Source organism: Microcystis sp. BLCC-F209, assembly GCF_041928595.1.
Taxonomy (GTDB): Bacteria; Cyanobacteriota; Cyanobacteriia; order Cyanobacteriales; family Microcystaceae; genus Microcystis.
On record NZ_JBHFLL010000171.1, the window covers coordinates 1 to 12,976 of the forward strand.

At 38.8% G+C, this 12,976-nt stretch carries 6 protein-coding genes and 1 pseudogene; 2 read left to right on the forward strand and 5 right to left on the reverse strand.

Annotated elements, in window-relative coordinates; translation table 11 throughout:
* Nucleotide 1 precedes the first annotated feature (1 nt).
* Nucleotides 2-8,317 (forward strand): putative Ig domain-containing protein, encoded by an 8,316-nt coding sequence (locus ACE1AQ_RS10510; RefSeq protein WP_374808381.1) that lies wholly within the window; start codon nt 2-4, stop codon nt 8,315-8,317.
* Nucleotides 8,318-8,563: 246 nt separating this feature from the next.
* Here ACE1AQ_RS10510 and ACE1AQ_RS10515 read toward each other — a convergent pair whose 3' ends face one another.
* The 4 genes and pseudogenes from ACE1AQ_RS10515 to pyrE all read right to left on the reverse strand — a co-directional run bounded on the left by ACE1AQ_RS10515 (nt 8,564) and on the right by pyrE (nt 11,558).
* Complete coding sequence (locus tag ACE1AQ_RS10515) at nt 8,564-8,776, reverse strand: type II toxin-antitoxin system HicA family toxin (RefSeq protein ID WP_008207116.1); 213 nt, start codon at nt 8,774-8,776, stop codon at nt 8,564-8,566.
* Entirely contained in the window at nt 8,773-8,979 is a 207-nt protein-coding gene (locus ACE1AQ_RS10520; protein WP_008207114.1) for a type II toxin-antitoxin system HicB family antitoxin, read from the reverse strand. The genes ACE1AQ_RS10515 and ACE1AQ_RS10520 overlap by 4 nt, the downstream gene beginning before the upstream one ends.
* 182 nt (nt 8,980-9,161) lie before the next feature.
* Nucleotides 9,162-10,572 (reverse strand): annotated as a pseudogene (locus tag ACE1AQ_RS10525) (IS4 family transposase).
* Between the two features lie 296 nt (nt 10,573-10,868).
* On the reverse strand, nt 10,869-11,558 hold the full coding sequence (pyrE, locus tag ACE1AQ_RS10530; protein ID WP_374808384.1) for an orotate phosphoribosyltransferase: 690 nt from the start codon (nt 11,556-11,558) through the stop codon (nt 10,869-10,871).
* Nucleotides 11,559-11,611: 53 nt separating this feature from the next.
* On the opposite strand from pyrE, the gene ACE1AQ_RS10535 reads away from it, so the two are divergent.
* A complete protein-coding gene (locus ACE1AQ_RS10535; RefSeq protein WP_008203496.1) occupies nt 11,612-12,064 on the forward strand; it encodes a hypothetical protein in 453 nt (150 codons plus the stop codon).
* A gap of 114 nt (nt 12,065-12,178) precedes the next feature.
* Here ACE1AQ_RS10535 and ACE1AQ_RS10540 read toward each other — a convergent pair whose 3' ends face one another.
* Nucleotides 12,179-12,772, reverse strand: coding sequence for an ATP-binding cassette domain-containing protein (locus ACE1AQ_RS10540; RefSeq protein ID WP_374808385.1), 594 nt, complete (start codon nt 12,770-12,772; stop codon nt 12,179-12,181).
* Nucleotides 12,773-12,976: the final 204 nt, after the last annotated feature.

Consider the following 12,976-nt stretch of genomic DNA (forward strand, 5'->3'; position numbering starts at 1 on the left):
TATTGATGGGGATACTTTAACGGTTTCTGTCACTCAATTACCAGATAATAGCAAAGGAAAAATAACTTTAGCTGATGGCACAGTTATTAATGTGGGTGATGAGATTTCGATTAATTCTCTAACTTCTTTGCTTTACACACCCCTAGCAGATGTTAATGGTAATGGTGGCAATTTTGTTTATACTGTGAGTGATGGTAAAGGAGGGAATGATAGTCAAACCATTAGTTTTGTCATTAACCCTAGTAACTTAATTGTTTCTGCTGTTTCCGCGAATAATGCTCCTGAATTTACGACTAATCCTGAGTTAAAGATTATTGTCGGTAATGATTATAGTTATGATGCAAATGCCGTTGATGCGGATAATGATACCTTATTCTACTCCCTCTCCCTTGCCCCTGATGGTTTAACCATTGACAATAATACTGGTGTTTTAAGTTGGCAATCCCCAACAATCGGCAATTATAACATCTCTATTTCAGTGGAAGATGGTAAAGGGGGAAGGGATACCCAAACTTATAATTTAGGGGTAGTAACCAACGTTATTGATTCTCAACCAAATCGTCCTCCAGTATTCGTTTCCAATCCCGTCGTTTCTGGTAATCTCAACAATGAATATCGTTATGATGCTGATGCGACTGATGCTGATAATGATAATTTAACCTATTCTGTCATCAATGCCCCCAATGGTTTGGTAATCAATCAAAATACAGGTGTTGTTACATTCACTCCCACCGTCTCAGGAGAAACCGAGATAACCTTACAAGTTGATGATGGTAAGGGGGGTATTGCGACTCAGGTTTATACTTTATTGGTGTTAGAAGAAGAAACGGATAATTATGCACCTGTCATCATCTCTGAGCCTATTCTTAAAGCTAGTACCAGTCAAAATTATGTTTATGATGTTAATGCGATTGATCCTGACAAAGATAATTTAACCTATTCTTTAGTTGATGCTCCTCAAGGAATGAGCATTGATAATTTAACAGGAGAAATTCTCTGGAATACAGCAGGTAAAACTGTTGGTAACTATGATATTTCTGTTAAGGTTACGGATAATCGTGGGGGTGTGGATACCCAAGAGTTTGTTATTGCGTTAAATAATGCTTTATTAGGAACAATTGAAGGGGTTAAATGGGAAGATACCAACGGTAATGGAATATGGGATTCAGCTAATTTTGAGGATTTTTCTGTAGATGTATCTTCTTTAATATTGTCTGGAGATACTGCAATCGTAGATAATGCTTTAAGGCTATCATTAAATAGTTTCTACTCATCTGGGAATGCTTTATTAAAAAATCCCTTTAACCTTGTTCGAGATAGTAACCAAAATCTATTATTTTCTACTAACTTCAAATTTTCTATTTCTGAATCTAGCGGGCTTGGGGATGAAGATGGTGAAGGTGCGGATGGTATAGCTTTTATTATCAGTCCAACAGATACCATTGGTAGTGCAGGGGGAGGAATTGGTTATGAAGGCTTAAACAATACTGTTGTTGTTGAATTAGATACATTTAATAATGGTAGCCAAGATCAAAATAATGGCAATCATATTGGTATTAATGTTAATGGAAGTACAACTTCTCTTGTCCAAGCTAATATTCCTACTCGCTTCAATAATGGAGAAATTTGGAATGTTTGGATTGACTATAATGGCTCGTCACAATTACTAGAAGCTAGAGTCTCTCAAGACTCTAATCGCCCTACACAAGCCACTGTTTCCGCAACAATTAATATTGCTGAAATTCTCGGACAAAATGAGTTTTTTGTCGGTTTTACTTCTGCTACAGGGGCAGGATTAGGAAACCATGATATTCTTTCCTGGACATTTATTAACAATGAACCTGCTTTAGAAGGAATTACCGTCTATCTTGACTCAAATAATAATGGCACTTTTGATAATAATGAGTCTAGTCAAATCACCGATGAAAACGGAAAATATCAATTCACTGGGTTAGAAGCAGGTACTTATATTGTCAGGGAAATTATACCCACAGATTATAAACAAACTTATCCAAATGATAAAGAACAAATAGTAACAATATATCTTCAAGTTTTAGGAATTAACGACCCTTGGCTGTCAGGAATGCCTGATGGTGCGGCAGCTAGTGGGGGAGATGTTGCACCTAATCAATCTCCTATACTGGTTTCACAATTGCCGATTGTTGCTGCTTCAACTCTTACTTTTGATGTAACAGGTAGTGTTAATAATGATCCATTTCCATCAGGTTTAACTCCTGATGGTGGCATCTTCTTCTCTCATAGAGAGTTAGATGAAAATGGAATTTCTAACCTAACTGCTCCTATTAATAGTCTAGTTGGTGTATTCTTGACAGATGAACAACCAAATTTAACATCTGCGCCTGATGAACTAAACTTTGAAGAAACTGGCAATATTACTAATGGTATTAATTATACAAAATTATCACCTAAAGTAAAACAAGTTTTCTTTATTGGTGATGGGAAAAATAATGATGGTGTAACTCAGGAAATTATTGTTCCTGAAGGAGCAACAAGGCTGTTTTTAGGCACGATGGATGGATATGGTTGGTATAATAACTACGGATCTTTTGATGTTAACATTACTGCTGAAATTCCTGGCGGTATTAGCTATCACATTGTCGCTCTCAAAGCAGGAGAAACTGTTAGTAACATCAACTTTGGCAACCAAAAAATTGATCAACCTATCCCCAATCAAGCTCCCGTATTCACTAGCACAGCACCTAAAACTGCCCAAATAGGACAATTATTAACCTATCGAGCCACTGCTACCGATGCCAATAATGACAGGTTAACCTATAGCTTACTCAATCAACCTGAAGGCATGGCAGTTGATGCAGAAACTGGTAGCTTAATTTGGCAACCGAAACAAAGTCAAATCGGTAATAATCGAGTAGTTTTGCGAGTCTCTGACGGTAAAGGAGGTATTGCTACTCAAGAATTTTTCCTCAATACTAAAGGGATTAACACCCCACCGCAAATTATCTCCTCTCCTAACACCGTTACCCTGATTAATAATACCTACAGCTATGAAGTAAGAGCCACTGATTTTGATAATGATACCCTGACCTATAGCCTAATTAATCCCCCGGAAGGGATGACCATTAATGCCAATACTGGCTTAATAGCCTATACCCCTACTAACTTAGGAAAACAAACCGTTGAAATCAAAGTTAGCGATGGTTTTGGTGGGACCAATACCCAATCCTATCAATTACAAGTTTTAGCTACATTAGACAACAACTTACCTAGTATTACCAGCACACCTAAAATCATCATTGGTGCTGGGGGATTATATCAATACGATGTCGAGGCTAATGATCCCGAAAATACCGCTATTAGCTACAATTTAACGGTTAAACCCAATGGGATGACTATTGATACAAATACAGGTTTAATTACTTGGCAAACTCAAAACACCACTAACGGTGATTTTCAAGTTACAGTCACAGCGACGGATGCAGATGGTGGGATTGCCTATCAAAATTACTATATCCGAGTTACTCCTAATCAAGCACCGATTATTAATTCTCAGCCGTTAGAATTAGCTCAATTAGGCGTTACTTACAAATATGATGTTATTGCCAAAGATGCAGATAACGACACTTTAACCTATAATCTCTTACAAGCACCTCAAGGTTTAACTATTGATCAATTTGGCCGTATTCGTTGGCAATCTGCATCCCAAAATCAAGGTATTTATCCTGTGACGATTCAAGTCAGCGATGGACGCGGGGGAATCACCACTCAAACCTATAACTTAACCCTTAGCAATGATGATATTACTAATCCGGTAGTGGAATTAGGCTTTAATAGTAACCTGATTAATATTGGTCAAAGTGTTAATTTCCAAGTTCGAGCAACGGATAATATCGAAGTTAAAATCCTCACTTTAACGGCTAATACAACTCCGCTAACCCTTAATCCCAATAGTCCCAATGGACAAATTAATACTGCTACTTTTGTCGGTCAAAAAGCAGGACTTTATCAAATTATTGCTACTGCTACAGATGCAGCCGGTAATCAGGATACAGAAACAATTGAAGTGCGGGTACTAGATCCCAGTGATACCGAAGCACCTGTTGTTGAAATTAACAAGACTAACTTAGAAGCCACCCAAGGCATTATCAAGTCACCCACAGATATTATTGCTACCATCACAGATGATAACCTCGAATTTTATCGAGTGGAAATTGCCCCGATTGAAGCAGTTGATTTAAGCAATATCGGGGAAAATGATCCAGATTATACTTTATTGACAAAAGGCACTCAAAATGTTACTAATCAGCAGGTAGCTAATCTAGATCCTCGTTTGTTAGCAAATGGAAGTTATCTAATAAAAATTACCGCTTTTGATTTTAGTGGTAATGGTAATGTTCAAGGCGTTATTTTAAATGTGACGGGACAAAATAAACCGGGTGACTTTTCCCTAGAATATACTGACCTATCTATTCCTTTAACTGGTATTCCCATTGAAATTGTCCGTCGTTATAATAGCTTAGAAAGTGCAAGCCAAGGAGATTTTGGCTATGGTTGGGATTTAGGTTTACAAGATGCCAAAATTGTCGAGTCTTCCCCTGATGGACGAGATTTAAGTGAGGCTAATTCCGATTTATTTGGGACTTCTAATACCTTCTCCGTCGGGACACGAGTAACTTTAAATACTCCCGATGGCCGCCGCGTTGGATTTACTTTTAATCCTGTACCAGTCTCTGCTAGTTTCTTCGGTGCAATTTATGCTCCTAGCTTTACTCCCGATGCGGGGGTATTTGATAAGCTAGAAACAGAAAACTCTCCTTTAACTATTCGTAGTGACGGTACTGTAGGAGCATTTTTATTCAGTTTTCTTGGTTATAATCCCTCGCAATACAAATTAACCACCAAAGACGGAACGGTTTATAACTATGATCAGAATTTTGGTTTAATTGATGTCACCGACAGAAATGGCAATAAATTAACCTTCTCCGATGAGGGTATTACTAGCTCAACGGGTGCTGAAATTGACTTTATACGAGATAGTCAAGGTCGCATTACTGAAATTATCGATCCTGATGGTAAATCTATTAAATATGTTTATGATAGCAACGGTGATTTAATTGAGGTGATTGACCGCACTAATAACACCACCGAGCTAGTTTATGATGACCCCAATCGTCAACACTTCTTAACAGAAATTATTGATCCCTTGGGACGCAGTGCGACTCGTACAGAGTATGACGAAAATGGACAAATCAGCAAAATTATTGACGCTAATGGTAACGAATTAAATATCGCCTTTAATAATGCTACTAATAGCCAAACCATTCGAGATCCTTTTGGTAAGACTATTACCCGGGTTTTTGATGCTCAAGGTAATGTTATTCAAGAAGTTGATCAATTAGGGGGTATTACTTTACGCACTTACGATGAAGATAATAACCTGTTAAGTGAAACCGATCCCGAAGGTAATATCACCAGTTATACCTATGATAGTCGAGGTAATAAGCTGACAGAAACCGATGGGGAAGGTGACAAGAAAACCTTTACTTATAACCAAAGTAACGACATCTTGACAGAGACTACTGCTTTAGGTTTTGTCACCACTTACACCTATGATAATAACGGGAATCTCACCAAACGGAAAGACACAGAAGGTAATGTTACTGAATATAAATATGACTCCTTGGGACTTTTAACTACTGTCACCGATGCTAATGGTAAAATTAGTAACTTTAAGTATGATAATCGTGGTAACTTAACTGAATTAACCGATCCTACGGGAGCAAAAACCACCTTTACCTATGATAGTAATGGACGAGTAGCGAGTGTTACTGATGCTTTGGGTGCTATTACTAATTATATCTATGATGCTCAAGGACGCTTGATTGAAAAAGCTGATCCTGAAGGGAGTAGTTGTGGTTGTGCAAGGGGTATTACTAAAACCGAATATAACGCCGCTGGGGAAAAAGTAGCAGAAATAGACGCATTAGGAAGACGCACAGAATACCGTTATAATGATCGTGGTTTATTAATTGAAACCATCTTACCTGATAGCACTCCTACTAATTTAAGCGATAACCCTCGCACCCAAAATGAATACGACGCTTTAGATCGTTTAACGGGTTTTATTGATGAATTAGGACGTAAAACTATCTATATTTATGATGCTTTAGGGCGAGAAATCGAAGTAATTTATCCTGATAGTACCTCTGACAATTTAACCGATAATCCCCGCACTAAGAAAGAATACGATAAAGCTGGGCGAAAAATTGCCGAAATTGACGAATTAGGTAATCGTACCGAATTTAATTATGATCAAGCTGATCGCCTTTTAACTGTTACTAATGCCCTCAATCAAATTACTAGCTATAATTATGATGCAGACGGGCGACAAATTGCCAAAACAGATGCGTTAGGGCGCATCACTGAGTATGATTATGACGAGCTTGATCGCCTTCTTACCACAACTTATGCTAATAATACGGTAATGACTACCACTTATGATCCTTTAGGACGAGTGATAGCAGAAACAGATTTAGCAGGAAATACCACTAATTATGAATATGACGCTTTAGGAAGACTAACGGCGGTAATTGATGCTTTAAATCAACGTACTGAGTATAAATATGACTTAGTGGGTAATTTAATCGAGCAAAAAGACGCAAATGGTAACATCACTAAGTTTGAATATGACAGTTTACGCCGTCTAAAAGCTACCATCTTACCTGGTGGACAACGTAACGAGACAATTCACGATAAAATCGGTAATTTAATCAAAGTAACTGACTTTAATGGAGCAGTCACCACCTATAAATATAATGAGCGTAATTGGTTAACCGAAAAATCCTTCTCTGATGGTACAGCTACGGAAACCTTTACCTATACCTTGACGGGGGAATTAGCTACCGTTATCGATAACCGAGGGATAACAAATTATGTTTATGATGAGCGTGACAGATTAATTAGTCGTACCGAACCCGATAACCGTACTATTAGCTATACTTACGACAAGGCTAGTAATATTCCTACCTTAACCGTACCTTCAGGCACAACTACTTATACTTATGATGTGTTGAATCGCCTTGATACTGTTAAAGATGCCGATAATGGAGTAACAGACTACGATTATGATGCGGTGGGTAATTTGATTAAAACAGTCTTCCCCAATGGGGTGATTGAAAATCAACAATATGACTTATTAAATCGCTTAACCTATCTCGAAAACCGCAACTCTACGGGCATTATTTCTAGTTATACCTATACCCTAGATGCAATGGGTAATCGGGTGAAAGTGGTAGAAAATGATGGTCGCACTGTGGAGTACACCTATGACAATCTCTATCGCTTAACCCAAGAGAAAATTACTGACACTGTAGCAGGTAACAAAACGATTACTTATAGTTTTGATGCAGTAGGAAATCGTTTAGAAAAAGTCGATTCAGTGGCAGGTAAAACTACCTATAACTATGATAAAAACGACAGATTATTAAAAGAAATCCTTGGCGGAAATATTACCCAATATCAATACGATGATAAGGGTAATCTCCTTGCTAAGGTAGAAAATGGCGCAACTACCACTAATTATGAGTGGAATGCTAAGGGTGAATTAACCGCGGTAGAAGTCACGGAAAACGGCGAAACCGGACGCATTGAGTTTGAATATGATCATAATGGTATCCGAATGGCGATTAATGTGGATGGTGAGGTGACTCGCTTCTTAATCGACAATAATCAACAGCAATACGCCCAAGTGATTGAGGAATATCAAACTAATGGTACAGTTAATACTACCTATACTCACGGTTGGGATTTAATCTCTCAAAATGACGGTGCAAATCGGATTTACTATCAAGTGGATGGTTTAGGTAGCACTCGTTTAATGACGGGTAATAATGGTTCTGTCATTGTAGAATATGATTATGATGCTTATGGTAATTTAACCCGTAAAGTAGGGGATGCGGAGAATAATTATCTGTTTGCTGGTGAGCAGTTTGATGATGCGGTAGATGGTTATTATTTACGAGCAAGGTATTATGATCCTAATACAGGGCGTTTTGCTTCCGTTGATCCCTTTGAGGGTTACAATAATCAACCGATAACCTTGCATGATTATTTATACGCTGGGGTTAATCCGGTAAATGCGATCGATCCTAGTGGGGAGGTGTCTTTATTGGAATATAGATTCTTAATACAGTTAACTTATGTAGTTCTAAGACAAAGATTTATTAATTTCTTTTATAAATTAGCACCTTTGGCACCTCGATATGACAAATATCAAAAGCGTGGTCATTTTCTGGACAAATTGATAGATTTTCTCGAAGCTATTATTAATAGCTTGTAGGGTGCGTTAGGCGGCGATAATTTCTGATAAAAAACTCAAATTAACAATCCGCCGTAACGCACCAAATTCATCATTAAATTGGTGCGTTACGCTTTGGCTAACGCACCCTACGATTTATGTTTTTGTTTGCGGCGATAATCTCTGTTAAAAAACCTCAATTAACAATCCGCCGTAACGCACCAACTTCATCATTAAATTGGTGCGTTACGCTTTCGCTGTAGAATTGCGATCATTTGTTAACCCAAATTAGAGATCATCTGGAGTTAATCCTGTTAATTTAGCAATTCTTGCTAACATTTTATGGCCAATTTCATCGCCATCATGGAAAGCAAAAACGACATCATTCCAGCCAGATATTTCTAAAGTTTTATGAGAGCCTGTCTGTCGTTTAATTTTCCAACCTATGCTTTTTAATGCTTTTAAAACTTGTTTAGCTTTCGTTGCTGACCATTGACTCATAGAGCAACAAATGATAAATTTAGGTGATTTTCTGGAAGTTCTCCCTGTTCAAGTTGATCGGCTAAGACACGCAAAGCAAGGGCTTGAACTTTAGAAATAGCTTCCTGTTGACTATTGCCATAAACTAAAACTCCCGGAAGTTCGACGATTTCAGCAATATATCGTCCATCTTCTTCTTGTTCTATTTCAATCTTATAATTCATTTGATAATTACCTATTTGATGAACTTCTGTCTTGATTATGGTATTATAGTAAGTAGCTGGTTATAATTAAATTAAAAATGGATTTTAGGTTCGATCCCCCCTGCCCCCCTTGATAAGCTATCCATTAGTCACATCTTTCTTAACATAAAATTTGACAAAAAGAGAAAAGTGTGCCAGATGGCTCAAGGGGGTTCTATGGGGGAACTAATTTGATGAGATAGTTTCCAAGTCTCGCTGATATCATGTAACCTTCGCAGTCCCAACCAAATAGTTTTAACACCTGGTTCACCGTCACCTTTTCTACCTAAAAACCCCCCAAGAGAAGCAATCATTCTGACCGCTTCTGGCCAAGGAGGGCGGCTTTTTAGGTGGCGGACTCTTTTTATGAATAGTGGCACACAAAGATTGCCATTCATGTTCTTCCAAAAAACTTTCACAACTCTCCTCTCCGTGTAAGCGTGCTTGATAGGTTAACCAGAGTAATCTCCAAGCTACAATTGAATAGGTAGCTAAAGCCATCTCAATTCTCCGACCCGTTTCTAATTGCAGTTTTTCTAATCCACAACCACTTTTTAAAACAAAATGATAGCGTTCTATTAACCAGCGATAACTATACCAGCGCACACAGGTTATCGCTGATTCAAAGCTACTAATGTCTAGGCTAGTTAAGAGGAGCCAACTGATAGGATTAACTCCAGGACGCGGATTTTCTTCTTCAGCTAAAATTACCTGTAATTTGACCGGTTGACGAGGGTTCGCTTTCGAGTGATGCTTAGGTACTTGTATTTCAAAACTGGCAAATCTAACTGTTAGTTTAGCTAGTCTAGCCTCGTGATTAGGATTGCGTTTTACTTGCACATCTAGGCTACCACAGGCTTTTATTTCTCTGATGGATTGATGTAAATATTTAGGTTCTGGATGCCCTGACCTTTGCTTGTCTTCGAGATAGTTAACTTTTCGGTTATGAGTTCCTCGAATTAATAAATGAGAGTTAGGATTTCTTGACTGGGCAAATAAATCAAATATGTCTGCCTCAGAATCTCCGATTGTTAAGACTTGAATTTCTTCGGGTATTTGTTGTTGTGTTTCTGACAAAGAATCTAACCATCTTTGACTTTCTTTTTCTTGAGTTTCTCTTTTTTTTCTTTGCTTGGCAATCCCTAAATTCTTTTCTTCTCTTGCCCAGACATATTGATTAATCAGTCCCAAAGGTACTCCTTGCGCTGAGACTCCTAATGTGGTATGAACTTTGAGACCAAAGGATGTTTTACAATCTAGATAACCCATTCCTTTTTTGGCTTTTTGCGTCGTAAAGTCTAAACTTGTTGTGTCTTGCACTGCCAAAACTATTGGATGTTCTTTGATTCTTTCTACTGTACTTTTAGCTTGGGCGGCAATTATATCTGAGGGGTGAAAATAGGGGGAATTCCAAAAGTCGTAGGTGGCACTGGCGGCGGCTAGATTTCCCGAAGCTTGTGGCACACTTGTACTAGGTTGGCTGGCCAAGTTTTCTACGATACTGATTAACCTTTTCTTTCTTCTGGTGTCCCCTAGGTCTGCATACTGTAATTCTTGGGCTGCCCATTTCTCCATTTTTTTGCTTACCTCCACCTTAATTCCTTCTTTCAACACTATACCTATCAATCGTTTCCCCTTTTTTTAAGTTTCTTCTCTTTTTGTTAAGAAAGATCTGACTAATGGATAGCCCCCTTGATAAGGGGGGTTTCTGATAATTTTTAACGCCTACCTACTTAACTTATCGTTTAGGCAATGAAGGCAGCCCGCTTGAATCTGTCTTCCTCTTTGTGTTCTTTGTGCCTTTGTGGTTTATCCCCAGAGCCAATCCGACTGTTAAAACCCAGTTATCGAGCGTTTCTGGCCACTCACCGCTATTGATTATGATAAGCCGCCTGTAGATCCTGAATCGAAAACAAAGCTTGAAACTTTATTCCCTGAGATTGGTAAAATTCCGCCCCTCCTTGCTCTCTATCCACCAAAGCAATGATTAAATCTACTTGATAACCCGCATCCCGTAATCTTTCTACCGCTACCATGGCACTTTTCCCCGTTGTCACCACGTCTTCGAGGACAACCACCGCGGCACCGGGGTTTAAAGTCGGCCCCTCGATATAAGCCATAGTGCCGTGACCTTTTGCCTCTTTGCGGACGATTAAAGCTGGAATCGGGCGATTTTCGTAGGCAGATACCACACTAACGGCGCTGACAATCGGATCCGCCCCTAGGGTTAATCCTGCCACCGCTTGGGTATCTGGAGGCAGTAGAGACAGCAATAAACGCCCCACGGCTAAAGCTCCCTCAGCAGTCAGAGTAACTTGTTTACCGTTGATATAGTAGCTGCTTTTTTGTCCTGAAGACAGGGTGAAATCCCCCTCTCCATAGGCAAGACGGACAAGAGCATCAAGGAGAAATTGACGCAGGGAAGCAGTGTCGAGATTCGCTACCGAGGAATTAGCCATATTTTCAGGATTGGGAGCCTGACTGACTCCAAAATTTCGGTTACAATTGAGCCAAAAGTCATTATATATTGACTCGATCGCTAGTATTAATTTCTTTCTCATCCCATTGACGCGATTTTTAAATTAACCCTATCCCTGTGAGGAGATTTTTACCCATGCGCGCTAAGTTTTTACTTCCTTCCCTGTTTTGTTTAACCGGTTTAGTCTGGTTGAGTTCGCCTACTGCGATCGCCGAAACTCCACCCGCCACCAATCCCCCACCGGTAAAAACCCAACAATTGCAAATTGTCCCCTCTCCCGATACGGCGGTAGGATTTAATCATATCCCTGGTTTGTTTAACCGCGCTGTTAATAACAATACGGGTCGTTTCTACGACTACACCAGCATTTTAGGACAGTTCAACTCTCTTTTTGGTTGGCGTACTTTTATGCAAGGTTCCTATTTCGATAATATGATTACCCGGGATGCCAAATTAACTGAAACTTTATACTATGATGTCATGCAACAGCAACAGTCTGGCCCCTTAATTCGCACCCAAGATTTGGCCAATCCCTTCGATACTTCCCTACAGGAAAATCCCAGTTATTTAAGTCCAGGCGGCTTTTAATTGGTCAATTTAACTCGGAATTGGCGAACAATGTCATAGGTCGAGAATCTTCTTGGAAGGTTCCCGAACTGCGGCAATATATCTTTTTAAGTTCAATCGAAGATCCCTGAGAAGCTAAACTCTCACCCATTGGGCAATATCAAGGGTTTTGTCATAACGATAGATCATGCCATCATTGGCAACAATTATTTGACCTCGACTGGCTTTATTTTTGATCGTACTTAAGCTATAGTTGGTCAGTTTTTGCATTTCTTGATGGGTAAAATTGTCTTGATTGTTCATTTCAGAGACAATTCCTATCGTTTCATCAACGGTTTTGGCATTGTTAGAATGAGTTGCAATCGCTGCTGATGGATGATAGTCTTCCATTCTCATTAATCGCCAAGTAGAATCCTCGGAAAGTTCCAAAACCTTTTGATGATAGTTAAACAAACTTTCTCGATGTCCGACACTAATAAAAGTCTTGCCAGTTTGTTGTAACTGTTTATATAAATGATCTTCATTTTTTAAATCTAAAGCACTGGTGGCTTCATCTAAAATCACAAAATCTGGCTGATTAACGAATAGTCGCACAAAGGCTAGACGCTGTTGTTCTTTTAAAGATAAAATATTTTCCCAATCCACTTTCTCATCAAAATTTTTGATGCGATTAAGAACATCTTGCAGGTTAACTTCTTGTAAGATTTCTTTTAATTGGGATTCACTCATCTCCGTTGTCGTTTGAGGATAAATTAGCTGTTTGCGCAAGTTTCCTAAAATGATATAACCCACATTCCGCAGGTTGAAAAACACAAAGGGAAGGACAGAGAAAGTTGAGCAAACCACTAAGTATAAATACTCGGAAAGCTCTTGAGATAGCTAAGTATAAATATTCAAACACCTGAGACGAAAAAGATGAGATAATAATTAAAG